The following is a 16,369-nucleotide window of genomic DNA, read 5'->3' on the forward strand; positions in this document are numbered from 1 at the left end:
TTGGAATCCGATTACGCCTCATGAAGACCATCGACATCAAGATCCTCGACCCCCGCATGAAAGACCAGTTACCCGCTTACGCCACCCCCGGCAGCGCCGGCCTGGACCTGCGGGCCTGCATCGATGCGCCGCTGACGCTGGCGCCGGGTTCCACCCATCTGATCCCCACCGGCCTGGCGATCCACCTGGCCGATCCGAACTATGCCGCCGTGATCCTGCCGCGCAGCGGCATGGGCCACAAGCATGGCATCGTGCTGGGCAACCTGGTCGGACTGATCGATTCGGATTATCAGGGGCAGTTGATGATCTCGACATGGAACCGCGGCAGTACCGAGTTTGTCCTAAACCCCATGGAACGCCTGGCGCAGCTGGTGATCGTGCCGGTACTGCAGGTCGGCTTCAATGTGGTAGATGAATTCGACAGCAGCCAACGCGGCGCCGGTGGTTTCGGCAGCACAGGCAAACACTGATGGAGAACCGCATGCTCGTATCCCCCCTGCCGCAGTGGCAGAAACTGAAAACCCTTGCCGTCCTGGCACCGCTGGCCTTGCTGGCCGCCTGTGCCACCCAGGAACCGGGTCCGGTCGCGGACACACCGTCCAAGCCGGCCACCACGACCACCCAGGCGCCGCGCCCGGTAGCCGACAATCCCCAGCAGCAGCAATTGCGCGAACTGATCGCGCAGCAGGACCGGCTCTACCGCGTGGCAGCGCCGCTGCTGACCAGCAACGCCCAGCTGTGCCGGGGAAATTCCCGCAATCTGCTGGGTTTCACGGCCAAGAACAAGTACTCCTTCCCCATCGAATTTGCCGATACCGCACGCAGCCTGGGGTATGACGACCGCCTCCAGGTGACCGGCGTGCTGCCCGGCAGCGGCGCCGAGCAGGCTGGCATCCAGCGTGGCGACGTACTGATCTCGGTGGCTGGCAAGCCCATGCCGCAAGGCACGGATGCCGAACGCCAGGCGGCCGTGCTGCTCAGCCCGCTGGTGGTCAAGAAGGCACCCATTGCACTGGGCATCCAGCGCAATGGCCAGAACAGCATCGTCAGCGTCCCGCTGACCTACGCCTGCGCCTTCAGCATCGAGCTGGGCAATGCCGACAACGTCAACACCTACGCTGATGGCCGCCGCGTGCTCATCACGCGCGGTATGCTCAGGTTCACCCAGTCCGATGATGAACTGGCCTACCTGATCGCCAAGGACATGGCGCACAACATCCTCGGTCACGCCATCCGCCAGCGCATGGTCTCGACCATCGCCGAAGTGATCGACAACCTGCTGCTGCCGCATCCTGACCCGACCATGACTGCCGGCACGGCCGGCATCCGCGTCTATCCGCAGGATCTGGATGCGGCGGCCGATACGCTCTCGCTGTACCTGCTGGCGCGCGCCGGCTACAACATCGACAACGTACCGGCCTTCTGGAAGCGCCTGTCTGACCAGGTTCCGGCCAGCGTGCCCAATGGCTATACGGCGCTGCATCCCTCTACGACCTATCGCCTGGCGATGATCGAAAAGGTCACGCAGATCGTCAAGGCCAAGCAGGAGGCGGGCAAGCCGCTGGTGCCGTAAAAATGGAGATATGAAGTATTTGAAGTGAAGACGGCGCGGTGAAGACCGCGCCGTTTTTGTTTGCTTCTCGAAAATGAAGCCCTCTGCAAAACAAAGGCCACGCCGGTTTCCCGACGTGGCCTTGATGGCTTGCCTGATGTGGCTTATTCGACTTCGAGCTTCTCTTGCGGTTCTTCCGGCGGAGACGAATCGTCGCCTTCGGGGAAGTCCAGCTTGATCTGATCCTTGTCGTCCATCTCCACCGTCACACGACCACCGCTGACCAGCTTGCCGAACAGCAGTTCGTCGGCCAGCGCCTTGCGGATCAGATCCTGAATCAGGCGCGACATCGGACGTGCACCCATCAGCGGATCGAAGCCCTTCTTGCCCAGGAACTTGCGCAGGCTGTCGGAGAAGACGGCTTCCACCTTCTTCTCGTGCAGTTGCTCTTCCAGCTGCATGAGGAACTTGTCGACCACGCGCAGGATGATTTCCTCGTCCAGCGGGCGGAAGCTGATGATGGCATCCAGACGGTTGCGGAACTCCGGGGTGAACATGCGCTTGATGTCCGCCATTTCGTCGCCGGCTTCCTTCTTCTCGGTAAAGCCGATGGTGCGCTTCTGCAGGCTCTCGGCCCCCGCATTGGTGGTCATGATGATGATCACGTTGCGGAAGTCGGTCTTGCGGCCGTTGTTGTCGGTCAGCGTGCCATGGTCCATCACCTGCAACAGGATGTTGAAGATGTCGGGGTGTGCCTTCTCGATTTCATCGAGCAACAGCACGGCATGCGGCTTCTTGTTGACGGCTTCGGTCAGGAGACCGCCCTGGTCGAAACCGACATAGCCCGGGGGCGCGCCGATCAGGCGGCTCACGGCGTGACGTTCCATGTACTCCGACATGTCGAAACGCACCAGCTCGATACCGAGGATGAAGGCCAGCTGCTTGGCCACTTCGGTCTTGCCCACGCCGGTCGGGCCGGAGAACAGGAAGGAGCCGATCGGCTTGTCAGTCTTGCCCAGGCCGGCACGTGCCATCTTGATGGCCGAGGCCAGTGCTTCGATGGCCGGGTCCTGGCCGAACACCACGTTCTTCAGATCACGCTCGATGGTCTGCAGCTTGGCGCGGTCGTCCTGGTTGACCGACTGCGGCGGGATGCGGGCGATCTTGGAAATGATTTCCTCGATTTCCGGCTTGCCAATGGTCTTCTTCTGCTTGGACTTGGGCAGGATGCGCTGAGCGGCACCGGCTTCGTCGATCACGTCGATGGCCTTGTCAGGCAGATGACGGTCATTGATGAAGCGTGCCGCCAGTTCCGCCGCCGAGGTCAGCGCCGAAGCAGAATACTTCACACCGTGGTGTTCCTCGAACTTGGACTTCAGGCCGCGCAGGATCTGCACGGTCTGCTCCACGGTCGGTTCGTTCACATCGATCTTCTGGAAGCGACGCGACAGCGCGTGGTCCTTCTCGAAGACGCCACGGAATTCGGTATAGGTGGTCGCGCCGATGCACTTCAACTGTCCGCTCGACAGCGCAGGCTTCAACAGGTTGGACGCATCCAGCGTGCCACCCGAAGCCGACCCCGCACCGATGATGGTATGGATTTCATCGATGAAGAGGATGCCGTTGGGGCTGTCCTTCAACTGCTTGAGCACGGCCTTGAGGCGCTGCTCGAAGTCGCCGCGGTATTTGGTACCAGCCAGCAGCGCGCCCATGTCCAGCGAATAGACGACGGCATTCTTGAGGATCTCGGGCACGTCGCCTTGCGTCACGCGCCAGGCCAGGCCTTCGGCGATGGCGGTCTTGCCCACGCCGGCTTCGCCCACCAGCAGCGGATTGTTCTTGCGGCGGCGGCAGAGCGTTTGGATGACGCGCTCGACTTCGGACTCGCGACCGATCAGCGGATCGATCTTGCCTTCGGCGGCGGCCTTGTTCAGGTTCTGGGTGAACTGATCCAGCGGGCTTTCCTTCTGCTGGCCTTCGGCCTGCACGTCTTCCGCGCCTTCCGGGGCCTTCTGCGGGTCGGCCTGCTGATCCTTGCGCACGCCGTGCGAGATGAAGTTGACCACGTCCAGACGCGTCACACCCTGCTGGTGCAGGTAGTAGACCGCGTGCGAATCCTTCTCGCCGAAGATGGCCACCAGCACGTTGGCGCCGGTGACTTCCTTCTTGCCGTTGGAAGCCGACTGCACGTGCATGATGGCGCGCTGGATCACGCGCTGGAAGCCCAGCGTGGGCTGGGTATCCACCTCATTGGTGCCGGGCACCGTGGGCGTGTTGTCGGTGATGAAATTGGTCAGCGTCTTGCGCAGATCGTCAATGTTCACCGAGCAGGCGCGCAGCACTTCTGCGGCGGAGGGATTATCCAGCAGCGCCAGCAGCAAGTGTTCCACGGTAATGAATTCATGACGGGATTGTCTGGCTTCGACAAAGGCCATGTGCAAACTGACTTCGAGTTCCTGCGCAATCATGCTTCCTCCATCACGCATTGCAGGGGGTGCCCTGCTTTTCGAGCGTGGGTTAAAACGAGTTCCACTTTTGTGGATGCGATATCTTTGGGATACACACCACACATTCCCTTCCCATCGCGGTGAACCTTGAGCATGATCTGCGTCGCGGTTTCACGGTCCTTGTTGAAGTACTGCTGGATGACGGCGACGACGAATTCCATCGGCGTATAGTCATCATTCAACAACAAAACCTGGTACATCGGGGGCGGCTTGAGCTTGGACTCTTGCCGTTCCAGAACTGTACCGCCATCATTTTCGTGCTTGGTTGCCATGCGTTTATTGGACCATCAAAAGCTGTGCAACGCACAATGATCTCGTAACCTCTAGATGAGATAGATATTACTTGTTTTCCGGACCTTGCGCAGATGACGATGATTTATCCTAAATCAAGGGTTTCTTTCCCCATCACTCAAACAGGACCACAAAGCAGAACATGAAAACTGCTTGACTTTTGTATTTCGACCGAGAACAATGGAATTCATTGATTAGTAGTTACTAAATGTAACAACTCGTCGATACGAAAGGGGGCACGGTTTAAGGGGGGCTGCGTGACGCGCGATGCTTCTTGCTTTGACGGCTCGTGTGATAGTTATTTTTGAAAGATGCTTTTATGGCAACAGGTACTGTCAAGTGGTTCAATGATTCCAAAGGCTTTGGCTTTATCACTCCGGATGACGGCGGCGAAGATCTGTTCGCCCACTTCTCCGCAATCCAGATGAACGGCTTCAAGACCCTGAAAGAAGGTCAAAAAGTCCAGTTTGACGTCACGCAAGGCCCCAAGGGCAAGCAAGCATCGAACATCCAGAACGCCGCTTAAACCCCGGTTTCTCTAAAAGCCCCGCAATCGCGGGGCTTTTTTCATTGGGCGCCAAATCCGCCCTCCCCCCTGTAGCGCAAAAAAAACAGCCGACACAAGCCGGCTGTTTGTTGCTTTTTAGTCATCAATTTCGCACGGACATGCGCTCCACGCAGTCCGCGCGGCTTACATGTTTTCGATCATCACTTCACCGAAACCGGAGCAGGAAACCTGGGTCGCCCCTTCCAGCAGGCGGGCGAAATCGTAGGTCACGCGCTTGGCCGAAACCGACTTCTGCATGGCCGAGATGATCAGGTCCGCCGCCTCGATCCAGCCCATGTGGCGCAGCATCATTTCAGCCGAGAGAATGCTGGAACCGGGGTTCACATAATCCTTGCCGGCATACTTGGGGGCGGTACCGTGGGTGGCTTCGAACACGGCCACCGAATCCGACATGTTGGCCCCGGGCGCGATGCCGATGCCGCCGACCTGGGCCGCCACCGCGTCCGAGATGTAGTCGCCGTTCAGGTTCATGGTGGCGATCACGCTGTATTCCGCCGGACGCATCAGCACCTGCTGGAAGAAGGCATCGGTGATGGCATCCTTGATGACGATCTGGCGACCGGTCTTGGGGTTCTTCAGGCGCATCCACGGGCCGTCGTCGATCAGTTCCGCACCGAATTCGCGGCCGGCCAGCGCATAGCCCCAGTCACGGAAGGCACCTTCGGTGTACTTCATGATGTTGCCCTTGTGGACCAGCGTCACCGAGGGCTTGTCGTGGTCAATCGCATACTGGATGGCCTTGCGCACCAGGCGCTCGGTGCCTTCGCGCGAGACCGGCTTGATGCCCAGGGCCGAGGTCTCGGGGAAGCGCAGTTTCTTGACGCCCATTTCGCGCGTCAGCAACTCGATGAGCTTCTTCACTTCGGGCGTACCGGCCTGCCATTCGATACCGGCATAGATGTCTTCGGAGTTTTCGCGGAAGATCACCATGTCGGTCTTCTCCGGTTCGCGCAACGGCGAAGGCACGCCCTTGAAGTAGCGCACCGGACGCAGGCAGACATACAGGTCCAGCTGCTGGCGCATGGTCACGTTGAGCGAACGGATGCCACCACCGACCGGGGTCGACAGCGGCCCCTTGATCGAGACCAGGTATTCCTTGAGCACGTCCAGGGTTTCCTCGGGCAGCCAGACATCCTGGCCATACAGCCTGGTCGACTTCTCGCCCGCATAGATTTCCATCCAGTGGATCTTGCGCGCACCGCCGTAGGCTTTCTCCACTGCCGCATCGACCACCTTCAACATCACCGGCGTGACGTCCACGCCCACGCCATCGCCCATGATGAAGGGGATGATCGGGTTGTTGGGGACATTGAGGGTGTCATCGGCATTGGCGGTGATCTTGCGCCCTTCTGCAGGCACTTGGATATGTTGGTACGACATCGTGGTCTCCGACGGTTGAGGCGGTAGCATTAGGAAGCATCAGCGGCAACGCCCATGCAGGATCAGCGACGACCTTGCATGATTTGCCATACAAGCCGGGAATTTTAAGAGATTTCCGGGTTTTGAGCCGGGAAAATTCCGGATTGCAATGGTAATGTCTTATATAAGATATAGAACATGATCATTTGATTATCCATCAGGATTTTACGCAAGGCCATCTTTTTGCGACACTAGCGCATGCCTCTGATCCTCTTCAACAAACCCTTCGGCGTGATGAGCCAGTTCTCGGCCCATCCCGAGCGCCAGACCCTGGCTGACTACCTCGATATTCCCGCCATCTACCCTGCCGGCCGCCTGGATGCCGACAGCGAGGGCTTGCTGCTGCTCACCGATGACGGCAAGCTGCAACACGCCATTGCCCACCCGCGCCGCAAGCAGCCCAAGACCTATCTGGCTCAGGTCGAGGGTCTGGCCACCCCGGATGCCCTGCAGCGCCTGCGCGACCCGCTCGACCTGGGCGACTTCGTGACCCAGCCCGGCCAGGCAAGGCTGATCCAGCAACCTGACTGGATGTGGCCGCGTACGCCGCCCATCCGCCAGCGCGCCCACCAGCCCACCAGCTGGGTCGCCCTGACCATCAGCGAAGGCAAGAACCGCCAGGTGCGCCGCATGACGGCCGCCGTCGGCCTGCCGACGCTGCGCCTGGTGCGTATTGCCATCGGTCCGTTCTCGCTGGCCACCCATCCGGTGATGCCGGGGGAGTGGCGAGAAGTCGATCCGCAAGAGCTGGAGAGCTGAGCTACCGCCCGCGCCGACGGCGGGAAACTCTTGCAAAATAGCTAATCAGACAAGTTTTTCAGTCGGCGGGCCTGCCCATTTCTTCAGGAATGTTCATAAAAAAGATCTGAAACGGTGTCAACCTTCATACGCGCACTTCGTTATTGGCAGTGATTCGCACGAATCATCGTTTGCCTCACATCCCTAACATGTTGAATTGAAGGACGCAAAATGAAAAAATTGATCGCCGCTCTGATCGCTGGTCTGTTCGCAACTGCTGCTTTCGCACAAGCTCCGGCCGCGCCTGAAGCACCGAAGGCTGAAGCCGCTGCGCCGAAGGCCAAGAAGGCCAAGAAGGCAAAGAAGGCCAAGAAGGCAAAGAAGGCAGCTGAAGCTAAGTAATTAGCGTCCGCTCAATGAAAAGGCAGGCTCGTCCTGCCTTTTTTCATGTCCGCAAGGTTTGCGACCTGCCCGCAGGCACACCGCACACGGGCTGTCGCGCTGCTGCTATGCTGTGGGGCTTTGGCAGCCCGAGGCCGATCCGAATCACGACTGATAATGAACATGCGCCAATCTTCCCTTTCCCGTTTTTTCCTGCGCAGCGCCGCCGCCCTGCTGGCGCTTGGCTGCCTCTCCAGCGCCGGTGCGCAAACGCCGCAGGTGCGCAGATTCCCCACCACCCAGCTCAATATCGGCATCTATCTGATCAAGGCCGAAGTGGCCCAGACCGAAGCCGAGCGCGAGCAAGGCCTGATGTTCCGCGAGAAAATGGCCGACAACGAAGGCATGGTGTTCCTCTTCGGCCAGCCGGCCGGGGTGTGCATGTGGATGAAGAATACGCTGATCCCCCTGTCGGTCGCCTTCATGGATGAAAAAGGCGTCATCATCAACATCGAGGAAATGAAGGAACAGACCCTGGACTCACACTGCGCCAAGCGCCCGGCGGTGTATGCGCTGGAGATGAACAAGGGCTGGTTCAAACAGAAGAACATCAAGCCGGGCACCAGGATCGAGGGCCTGCCCCGATAAGATCGCCAGGAACGGCGGGACGGCACTGCAAGGCAGTGTCCCTGCCGATACGGGTACAAAACACAAGGCTTGTAGAGAAGCGTCGCGAAAACGCAAAAAACCGCTTGAATTCAAGCGGTTTTCTTTTACTGCAGTCTGAAGCGGGCGAGGCCGCGCTTCAGTTCAAGCGCCGGAGCAATTAAGCAGCCAGGGCCTTCAGGGCAGCAGCCAGACGGCTCTTGTGGCGAGCAGCCTTGTTCTTGTGGATGATCTTCTTGTCGGCGATGCTGTCGATGGTCGACACGGAAGATTGGAACACGGAGGTTGCTGCAGCCTTGTCGCCGGCGGCGATGGCCTTGCGAACTGCCTTGATTGCGGTGCGCAGGGTCGAGCGCTGGCTCGAGTTGTGAGCGTTTTGCTTGACTGCTTGACGAGCACGCTTACGTGCCTGTGCGGTATTTGCCATGAAAATTATCCTAAATCGAGAGTCGTTTGCGCCGCAAACCCCGAGGACTCGCGATGCCAAATTCTGTAAAGCATCGGATTATAACCAGATTCCGGTGACAAGGCAATCCACTTGTCCGCATCTGCCCCAATTCTGCCGTAAACACGATGCCATCCGTTGCGATGCTGCCGCAGGCTTGCCGATTTCCGCAAAGAAATTCATACCGGTTGCCGAACCTGCTGACGCCGCGGCGACTCTATTGGCCCGGGCGCGGGGCCATTGTCTTTTCTTTCACATCGGCTCGAAACCACCCCTTCCCCGCTCCTGCACACGGCTCTGCCGCCGCGCCCGCCCTCCATGAACGCCGCCGGCCAACATCACCACCGCAAAAGCACCGCTGCCCACCGCTATAATGCCGCTCCATGAATCTGCATAAAACCCTCGCCGCCATCTCCGGCATGACGATGCTCTCGCGCATCACCGGGCTGGCCCGGGAAATCCTGTTCGCCCGCGCCTTTGGCGCCTCCGCCTACACCGACGCCTTCAACATCGCCTTCCGCATTCCCAACCTGCTGCGCCGGCTCTTTGCCGAGGGCGCCTTCTCGCAGGCGTTCGTGCCGATCCTGGCCGAATACAAGAACCGGCGCGGCGCCGAGCAAACCAAGCATCTGGTGGACCACGTGGCCACGGCCCTGATGTGGGTCATGCTCATCACCTGCGTGGTCGGCATCATCGCCACCCCCTTGGTGGTCTATTTCATCGCCACCGGCCTGCAATATGATCACGATGCCTTCAATGCCTCGGTGCTGATGACCCGCATCATGTTTCCCTACATCGGCTTCATGGCCTTCGTGGCGCTGGCCGGGGGCATCCTCAATACCTGGAAGGAATTCAAGATTCCGGCGGTCACCTCGGTACTGCTCAATGTCGCCTTCATCGTCGCCGCGCTGTTCGTGGCACCCTTCATGAAACAACCCATCTACGCGATGGCCTTTGCCGTGCTGGTGGGCGGCATCCTGCAGGTGGCGATCCAGGTGCCGGCCCTGATCAAGATCGGCATGCTGCCGCGCCTGTACTGGAATCCGCTGCTGGGGCTGCGTGACGAAGGCGTCAAACGGGTCTTGAAGAAGATGGGCCCCGCCGTCTTCGCCGTCTCGGCGGCGCAGATCAGCTTGATGATCAATACCAACATTGCCTCGCGCCTGGAGCATGGCAGCGTCTCCTGGCTAAGCTATGCGGATCGCCTGATGGAATTCCCGACGGCGCTCTTGGGCGTGGCGCTGGGTACCATCCTGCTGCCCAGCCTCTCCAACGCCCACGCCGCCGAGGACATGGAAGAGTATTCCGCCCTGCTGGACTGGGGGCTGCGCCTGACCTTCATGCTGGCCATGCCATCGGCCGTGGGCCTGGCCACGCTCTCCGAGCCGCTCACGGCCACCCTGTTCCACTATGGCCGCTTCGATGCGCTGTCGGTCACCATGGTCAGCCATGCGCTGGTGGCCTACGGCGTGGGCCTGATCGGCCTGATCGTGGTGAAGATCCTGGCACCCGGCTTCTACGCCAAGCAGGATATCCGCACCCCCGTCATCATCGCCGTGGGCGTACTGATCGCCACCCAGCTCATGAACAGTGTCTTCGTGCCGCTGTTCGCCCACGCCGGTCTGGCGTTGTCCATCGGGCTGGGCGCCTGTCTGAATGCCCTGTGCCTGTTCATCGGTTTGCGCCGTCGCCGGATCTATGTCCCGCGTCCGGGCTGGGGCCTGTTCCTGGTACGCCTGACCGGCGCGCTGCTGGTGATGGCCGGCGTGGCGCTATGGAGCGCCGGCCACTTCGACTGGGTCGCCCTGCGCGCCCATCCGCTGCTGCGCATCGGCGCGCTGATGCTGGTATTGACCGTGTGTGCGGCGGCGTATTTCGGACCGTTGTTCGCGATGGGCTTCCGCCTGCGCGAATTCAAGCGCATCGCGCGTCGCTGAAGGGGCTTGCACAGCACTTCATCACAAGCCGGGCGCACTCTGACACAAGAAATTTCATTCCCCTCCCGGCAGACCTGACGCAGCGCGCAATATTTTGATAGCATGGGTGACATGACGCTCACCTCCCTCGACTATTTTGCTTCGCTGGTGCGCCAGGATGATTCGATTCCGCTGTTCGAATCCGCCTTGACGCTGGGACAGGATTTTTATCCGGAAATGGATTTTGCCGAGGAAGAGATGGCGCTCGACACGCTGGCGCTCAAGCTCAAGCAGCGCCTGCCCTCGGATGCCTCGCAGATCCAGAAGCTGCGCATGCTGAACCATTTCTTCTTCCAGGAAATGGCCTTCGCCGGCAACGTCAACAATTACTACGATCCCGACAACAGCTACATCCACCGCGTCATCTCGACGCGGCGCGGCATTCCCATTTCGCTGGCAGTGGTCTACATCGAACTGGCCCAGCACATCGGGCTGGACATGAAGGGAGTGTCATTCCCCGGCCATTTCCTGATGAAGCTGTCGGTACAATCAGGCGAGATCGTGCTGGACCCCATGAATGGCGCCAGCCTGTCGCGGCAGGAACTGGAAGAGCGACTGGAGCCCTATCTGGCGCACCAGCCGGAAGAAGATTTCGGTGATGAACTGCCCTTGGCGGCCTACCTGCGCGCGGCCCATCCGCGCGAGATCCTGGCGCGCATGCTGCGCAACCTCAAGGCCATCTTCATGGAAGGCCAGCGCTGGCAACAAGTGCTGGATGTGCAGGAGCGCCTGGTGATCCTGCTGCCTGAGGAAATCACCGAAAAGCGCGACCGTGGCCTGGCCTACGCCAACCTGGGCCAGGCCCAGGCGGCGCTGGAAGACCTGGAAGCCTATCTGGCCCTGCGTCCCCATGCCGAGGACGCGCCCAACCTGCGCGAGATGCTGCCTGACCTGCGCGAAGCTCTGCGCAAGCCAAGCTGACCGGCTTGGCCGGGCTTACTGCCTGCCTTCGATTTCTTCCCAGCGTTCCAGGCTCACCAGCAGTTCTTCGTCGATCTCGGCGAAGCGTTGGTTCAGCTTGACGGCTTCATCGGCGCTCTTCTTGTACAGATCCGGATCGGCCAGTTTCGCCGACAGTTCCTTCTGTTCGGCTTCCAGCGCGGCGATGCGTTTGGGCAGTTCTTCCAGCTCGCGCTGTTCCTTGTAGCTCAGCTTCTTCTTGGCCGGCGCCGGTGCTGCGGGTGCGGCCATGGTCGATTCAGCCTTGACCTCGTTCTTGTCGGCCGCCTTGGCAGCGGCCTTCGAAGCAGCGGTTGACTGGGCCGGACGCTGGCGCTCCCAATCGGAGTAACCGCCCACGTATTCACGCCAGAGGCCATTGCCTTCGGAGGCGATCACCTGCGTGACCACGTTGTCCAGGAACATGCGGTCGTGGCTGACCAGGAAGACCGTGCCTTCATACTCTTCCAGCAATTCTTCCAGCAGTTCGAGCGTATCGATGTCGAGGTCGTTGGTCGGTTCGTCCAGCACCAGCACATTGGCCGGCTTGGCGAACAGGCGCGCCAGCAGCAGGCGGTTGCGCTCGCCCCCGGAAAGCGTGCGCACCGGCGAGCGCGCGCGTTCGGGCGCGAACAGGAAGTCCGACAGATAGGTCATCACGTGCTTGCGCTGGCCGTTGACTTCCACCCAGTCACTGCCCGGGGCGATGGTGTCGGCCAGGGTGGTTTCTTCATTCAATTGCGCGCGCATCTGATCGAAATACGCCACCTGCATCTTGGTGCCCTGCTTGACGGTGCCGCTGTCGGGCGCCTCCTCGCCCAGGATCAGCTTCAACAGCGTGGTCTTGCCCGCGCCGTTCTGGCCGATCAGCCCGACCTTGTCGCCGCGCATGAGGATGGTGCTGAAGTCGCGCACGATGGTCTTGGGACCGTAGGCCTTGTTCACATTCTCCAGTTCCGCCACGATCTTGCCGGAACGCTCACCGGTACCCACTTCCAGCTTGACCTGACCCTGTCGTTCGCGGCGCTCGCTGCGCTGCACGCGCAGGGCTTCCAGACGGCGTACGCGGCCTTCGTCACGGGTGCGGCGGGCTTGCACGCCCTTGCGGATCCAGACTTCTTCCTGGGCCAGGAATTTGTCGAACTTGGCATTCTCCACTTCCTCATTGGCCAGCAGCTCGGCCTTGCGGGCCTGGTAGGTGGTGAAGTTGCCGGGGAAGGACAGAATCTTGCCGCGATCCAGTTCGATGATGCGGGTGGAGACGTTGTCCAGGAAGCTGCGGTCGTGGGTGATGAAGAGGATGCTGCCCTTGAAGTCGCGCAGCAGTCCTTCCAGCCAGAGAATGGAGCCGAAATCGAGGTGGTTGGTCGGTTCGTCCAACAGCAGCACGTCAGGATTGCCCACCAGCCCGCAGGCCAGCGCCACGCGCTTCTTCATGCCGCCGGAGAGCTCGCCGATGCGGGCCTCGCGGTTCAGGTTCAGCTTGTCCAGCGTGGTCTCGACCTTGTTGCCGATGGACCAGGCATCGGCCGCATCCAGCACGGTCTGGATCTGGTGCATGCGCTCCAGCAGGGCATCGTCGTTGTCACCGCCGAACTGGCCGGTGATGGCTTCATATTCGGCCAGTAGCGCCGGCAGCTCGCCCAGGCCCGAGGCCACGGCGTCAAAGACGCTCATCTCTTCCGGGAAGTGCGGCTCTTGATCGACATAGGCAATTTTCAGGTTCTGCTGCATCACCAGCAGGCCATCATCGAGCTTGGAGCGCCCCGCGATGATCTTGAGCAGCGAGGACTTGCCGGTGCCGTTGCGGCCGATCAGGCCGATGCGTTCGCCGGTCTCCAGCGAGAATTCGGCGTGATCCAGGAGGGCGACGTGGCCGAAGGCCAGTTGTGCGTCGGAGAGGGAAATGACTGCCATAGCGTGCGTGATCTGCGTGAATGCGACGGCCAGGGCCGCGCAGGATGAAAGCAAAGGCGCTTGATGCGGGAAAAAGCGCAAGAGCGGCATTGTACCGACTGCGCCGCCGAAATGCTGATTTAAGCGCAGCCACGCTCCATCGCGGGACGCAGAATCACTCCGGTTTGCATCAAAGCAACGGGATTGATGAAAAATAGCGACAAAAGCTCGAATTTCCCCGTCGTTCGAGAGCCATGTTACAACTGGTTAAGCATTGCCCAGGGCCGGGCCGCCGGGCTGGCGGCGTGATGCGGTAAGATAGCGCATTCCGATTCCCGCTCATCCCATGCCTTTTTCCTCTCTGCCAGACCTGCGCCGCCAGCGCGGCTTCCTCAATCCCAACATCGCCAAGTTCATCGGTTTGTCCATCCTCGGTCTGGGTGTGGCCGGTGCGCTGCTGGTGGTGTATGCACTGATCTTCATCAACCCGCGCCTGCCCTCGCTGGACCTGATCACCGACTACCGCCCCAAGGTACCGCTGCGCATCTGGTCCGAAGACAAGGTCTTGCTGGGCGAATTTGGTGAAGAAAAACGCAGCCTGGTCAAGCTCGAAGACATCCCCGCCGACATGAAGAATGCCGTGCTGGCCATCGAGGACTACCGTTTCTATGAACACGGCGGCATCGACTGGATCGGCATCGCCCGCGCGCTGGTGGCCGACATTCTTCGCGGCAGCGCCTCGCAGGGGGCCAGCACCATCACCATGCAGGTGGCGCGCAACGTCTTCCTGACCAAGGAGAAGACCTTCTCCCGCAAGCTCTACGAAGTGCTGCTGGCCAACAAGATCGAACATGCCCTGACCAAGGACCAGATCCTGGAGGTCTACATGAACCAGATCTACCTGGGCCAGCGCGCCTTCGGCTTCGCCGCCGCCGCCCGCACCTACTTCGGCAAGGACCTCAAGGACATCACCCTGGCCGAAGCCGCCATGCTGGCCGGCCTGCCCAAGGCGCCCTCGGCCTACAACCCCATCGTCAATCCCAAGCGCGCCCACATCCGCCAGCAGTACATCCTGCAGCGCATGCTGGAAGTGGGTTTCATCACCCAGGCCCAGTACGACAAGGCTTCCAAGGAAGAACTGAAGGTGCGCGCACCGGGCAGCCAGTACAGCATCCACGCCGAATACGTCAATGAAATGGTGCGCCAGATGGTGTACGCGCAGTACAAGGAAGACACCTACACCCAGGGCTTCAACGTCTACACCACCGTCAATGCAGCCGACCAGCAGGCCGCCTACCAGGCCGTGCGCAAGGGCGTGATGGATTACGACCGCCGCCACGGCTATCGCGGTCCGGAAGAAACCATCGCCCTGCCCGCCAACGCCGACGATCGTGCCGCGGCCATCGACGACGTGATGGACGACCACCCCGACAACGATGACATCCTGGCCGCCGTGGTGGTGGCCGCCAGCCCCAGGCAGATCGATGCGGTGCTGCGCAGCGGCGACAAGATCAGCATCAAGGGCGAGGCCCTGCGCTTCGTCGCTGCGGCCTTGTCGGAGAAGGCCAAAAAGGAGATCCGCATCGCCCCCGGCGCGTTGATCCGCGTGATGCAGGACGCCAAACAGAACTGGCAGGTGGTGCAGTTGCCGCAGGTAGAAGCGGCACTGGTCTCGGTGGTGCCGCAGGATGGCGCCATCCGCGCCCTGGTCGGTGGTTTCGACTTCACCCAGAACAATTTCAACCACGTCACCCAAGCCTGGCGCCAACCGGGCTCGACCTTCAAGCCCTTCATCTATTCGGCTGCGCTGGAGAAGGGTTTTGCCCCGGCCTCCATCGTCAACGATGCCCCGGTTTCCTATCCGGCCGGCCCCGGCCAGCCGAACTGGGAACCCAAGGATGACGAAACCCCGGCCGGCCCCATGACCGTGCGCACCGCCCTGCAGAAGTCGGTGAACCTGGTGGCCATCCGTACGCTGGACTATATCGGCGTGCCCTATGCCCGCGACTTCATCACCGGCACCTACGGCTTCGATGCCGACAAGGTCCCGCCCTACCTGCCCATGGCGCTGGGCGCGGGCCAGACCAACCCGCTACAGCTCTCGGCGGCCTATTCGGTCTTTGCCAACGGCGGCTACAAGATCCAGCCCTACCTGATCTCGCAGATCACCGATGCGCGCGGCAAGGTGCTGTCCAAGGCGGATCCGCTGATCGTGGGCAATGGCGCGCCGCGCGTGGTGGCCGAACGCAACAGCTACATGATGACCAGCATGCTCAAGTCGGTCGCCCAGAGCGGTACCGGCGCGCGCAGCAACAGCATCGGCCGCACCGACCTGGCCGGCAAGACCGGCACCACCAATGACGCCGTCGATGGCTGGTTCGCCGGTTATCAGCGCACCCTGGCGACCGTCGCCTGGATGGGTTACGACCAGCCCAAGAGCCTGGGCAGCAAGGAATTCGGGGCGCAGCTGGCGCTGCCGATCTGGGTCGACTACATGGCCAAGGCCCTCAAGGGGGTGCCGCAGTTCGACCTGCCGGTGCCGGACGGCATCCGCTTCATCGATGGCGAACCCTACTACGACAACTTCACTCCCAACAACGGTCTGGTGACCAATGTGGGCGTGACAGTGGTGGATGCCCTGTCAAACTTCTTCGGCTGGACACCGAGCTCCACCCCGGCTGCACCGGGCGCTCAACAGGGCAATACGCAGGCGGCACCGAACCTGCCCGGGTCCTCCCCCAGCACCCCGCGCACGCTACCGGGCGCACCGGCGGGCCGTCCCCTCAACGAGAACGCACGGCGCTTCATGGACAACACCAACCAGGGACATTGAAGCCGGGCCGGGCCTGGGGCCTGGCACCTGGCACTTCAGGAGCGGGACGGCAAAAGCAAACGGGCACTTCCGAAGAAGTGCCCGTTTCCTTTTGTCTGGCGCCCCCGACACGGATCGAACGTGTGACCTATCCCTTCATACCGCTATGGCTTTCGCCA

The 16,369-nt window shown here is 61.0% G+C and carries 14 protein-coding genes; 9 read left to right on the forward strand and 5 right to left on the reverse strand.

The genetic code is table 11. The features are described from left to right. The first annotated feature begins 20 nt into the window (after positions 1-20). Positions 21-470, forward strand: a complete 450-nt coding sequence (gene dut / locus ACODSZ_RS01045) for a dUTP diphosphatase (RefSeq protein ID WP_008326876.1) — start codon at positions 21-23, stop codon at positions 468-470. A gap of 11 nt (positions 471-481) precedes the next feature. Beyond that, positions 482-1,573: a M48 family metallopeptidase gene (locus tag ACODSZ_RS01050; protein ID WP_249777030.1), complete on the forward strand. Its 1,092-nt coding sequence runs from the start codon at positions 482-484 to the stop codon at positions 1,571-1,573. A 143-nt stretch (positions 1,574-1,716) separates the two neighbouring features. Here the strand turns inward: ACODSZ_RS01050 and clpA are convergent, their stop codons facing one another. Both clpA and clpS read right to left on the reverse strand, forming a co-directional pair. Further along, positions 1,717-4,020 carry an ATP-dependent Clp protease ATP-binding subunit ClpA gene (gene clpA / locus ACODSZ_RS01055; protein WP_008326864.1) on the reverse strand — a complete coding sequence of 768 codons (2,304 nt, stop codon included), beginning with the start codon at positions 4,018-4,020 and terminating at the stop codon, positions 1,717-1,719. Continuing rightward, a complete protein-coding gene (gene clpS / locus ACODSZ_RS01060; protein WP_013233417.1) occupies positions 4,017-4,331 on the reverse strand; it encodes an ATP-dependent Clp protease adapter ClpS in 315 nt (104 codons plus the stop codon). The genes clpA and clpS overlap by 4 nt, the downstream gene beginning before the upstream one ends. Before the next feature lie 338 nt (positions 4,332-4,669). Between clpS and cspE the strand changes: the two genes are divergently transcribed. Continuing rightward, entirely contained in the window at positions 4,670-4,876 is a 207-nt protein-coding gene (cspE, locus tag ACODSZ_RS01065) for a transcription antiterminator/RNA stability regulator CspE (protein ID WP_006463169.1), read from the forward strand. Positions 4,877-5,041: 165 nt separating this feature from the next. Here the strand turns inward: cspE and icd are convergent, their stop codons facing one another. After that, positions 5,042-6,298: an NADP-dependent isocitrate dehydrogenase gene (gene icd / locus ACODSZ_RS01070; RefSeq protein WP_175344499.1), complete on the reverse strand. Its 1,257-nt coding sequence runs from the start codon at positions 6,296-6,298 to the stop codon at positions 5,042-5,044. A gap of 237 nt (positions 6,299-6,535) precedes the next feature. Here icd and ACODSZ_RS01075 point away from each other — a divergent pair, with 237 nt between their 5' ends. The 3 genes from ACODSZ_RS01075 (at position 6,536) to ACODSZ_RS01085 (ending at position 8,104) form a co-directional block, all read left to right on the forward strand. Then, positions 6,536-7,096, forward strand: a complete 561-nt coding sequence (locus ACODSZ_RS01075; protein WP_008326861.1) for a pseudouridine synthase — start codon at positions 6,536-6,538, stop codon at positions 7,094-7,096. 210 nt (positions 7,097-7,306) lie between these two features. Continuing rightward, positions 7,307-7,477 (forward strand): hypothetical protein, encoded by a 171-nt coding sequence (locus ACODSZ_RS01080; protein WP_006463172.1) that lies wholly within the window; start codon positions 7,307-7,309, stop codon positions 7,475-7,477. 162 nt (positions 7,478-7,639) lie between these two features. Next, positions 7,640-8,104 (forward strand): DUF192 domain-containing protein, encoded by a 465-nt coding sequence (locus ACODSZ_RS01085; protein WP_034350501.1) that lies wholly within the window; start codon positions 7,640-7,642, stop codon positions 8,102-8,104. A gap of 178 nt (positions 8,105-8,282) precedes the next feature. Here ACODSZ_RS01085 and rpsT read toward each other — a convergent pair whose 3' ends face one another. Then, positions 8,283-8,549, reverse strand: a complete 267-nt coding sequence (gene rpsT, locus ACODSZ_RS01090; RefSeq protein ID WP_006463174.1) for a 30S ribosomal protein S20 — start codon at positions 8,547-8,549, stop codon at positions 8,283-8,285. Between the two features lie 401 nt (positions 8,550-8,950). Between rpsT and murJ the strand changes: the two genes are divergently transcribed. Further along, complete coding sequence (gene murJ / locus ACODSZ_RS01095) at positions 8,951-10,504, forward strand: murein biosynthesis integral membrane protein MurJ (protein WP_488926852.1); 1,554 nt, start codon at positions 8,951-8,953, stop codon at positions 10,502-10,504. A gap of 111 nt (positions 10,505-10,615) precedes the next feature. Continuing rightward, complete coding sequence (locus ACODSZ_RS01100) at positions 10,616-11,464, forward strand: SirB1 family protein (protein ID WP_034350500.1); 849 nt, start codon at positions 10,616-10,618, stop codon at positions 11,462-11,464. Positions 11,465-11,479: 15 nt separating this feature from the next. Here the strand turns inward: ACODSZ_RS01100 and ACODSZ_RS01105 are convergent, their stop codons facing one another. Beyond that, positions 11,480-13,399: an ATP-binding cassette domain-containing protein gene (locus ACODSZ_RS01105; protein WP_175344495.1), complete on the reverse strand. Its 1,920-nt coding sequence runs from the start codon at positions 13,397-13,399 to the stop codon at positions 11,480-11,482. A gap of 325 nt (positions 13,400-13,724) precedes the next feature. On the opposite strand from ACODSZ_RS01105, the gene ACODSZ_RS01110 reads away from it, so the two are divergent. After that, a complete protein-coding gene (locus tag ACODSZ_RS01110) occupies positions 13,725-16,211 on the forward strand; it encodes a penicillin-binding protein 1A (protein WP_175344494.1) in 2,487 nt (828 codons plus the stop codon). The last annotated feature ends 158 nt before the right edge of the window (positions 16,212-16,369 follow it).

The organism is Herbaspirillum sp. FG34, from assembly GCF_057809315.1.

What these genes read in the sequence shown, in the direction of transcription:
- ACODSZ_RS01105 (WP_175344495.1), bottom strand. Translation starts at nt 13,399, where the DNA reads ATGGCAGTCATTTCCCTCTCCGACGCACAACTGGCCTTCGGCCACGTC.
- cspE (WP_006463169.1), top strand. Translation starts at nt 4,670, where the DNA reads ATGGCAACAGGTACTGTCAAGTGGTTCAATGATTCCAAAGGCTTTGGC.
- murJ (WP_488926852.1), top strand. Translation starts at nt 8,951, where the DNA reads ATGAATCTGCATAAAACCCTCGCCGCCATCTCCGGCATGACGATGCTC.
- ACODSZ_RS01110 (WP_175344494.1), top strand. Translation starts at nt 13,725, where the DNA reads ATGCCTTTTTCCTCTCTGCCAGACCTGCGCCGCCAGCGCGGCTTCCTC.
- ACODSZ_RS01050 (WP_249777030.1), top strand. Translation starts at nt 482, where the DNA reads ATGCTCGTATCCCCCCTGCCGCAGTGGCAGAAACTGAAAACCCTTGCC.
- ACODSZ_RS01100 (WP_034350500.1), top strand. Translation starts at nt 10,616, where the DNA reads ATGACGCTCACCTCCCTCGACTATTTTGCTTCGCTGGTGCGCCAGGAT.
- clpS (WP_013233417.1), bottom strand. Translation starts at nt 4,331, where the DNA reads ATGGCAACCAAGCACGAAAATGATGGCGGTACAGTTCTGGAACGGCAA.
- dut (WP_008326876.1), top strand. Translation starts at nt 21, where the DNA reads ATGAAGACCATCGACATCAAGATCCTCGACCCCCGCATGAAAGACCAG.
- clpA (WP_008326864.1), bottom strand. Translation starts at nt 4,020, where the DNA reads ATGATTGCGCAGGAACTCGAAGTCAGTTTGCACATGGCCTTTGTCGAA.
- ACODSZ_RS01085 (WP_034350501.1), top strand. Translation starts at nt 7,640, where the DNA reads ATGCGCCAATCTTCCCTTTCCCGTTTTTTCCTGCGCAGCGCCGCCGCC.
- ACODSZ_RS01080 (WP_006463172.1), top strand. Translation starts at nt 7,307, where the DNA reads ATGAAAAAATTGATCGCCGCTCTGATCGCTGGTCTGTTCGCAACTGCT.
- ACODSZ_RS01075 (WP_008326861.1), top strand. Translation starts at nt 6,536, where the DNA reads ATGCCTCTGATCCTCTTCAACAAACCCTTCGGCGTGATGAGCCAGTTC.
- rpsT (WP_006463174.1), bottom strand. Translation starts at nt 8,549, where the DNA reads ATGGCAAATACCGCACAGGCACGTAAGCGTGCTCGTCAAGCAGTCAAG.
- icd (WP_175344499.1), bottom strand. Translation starts at nt 6,298, where the DNA reads ATGTCGTACCAACATATCCAAGTGCCTGCAGAAGGGCGCAAGATCACC.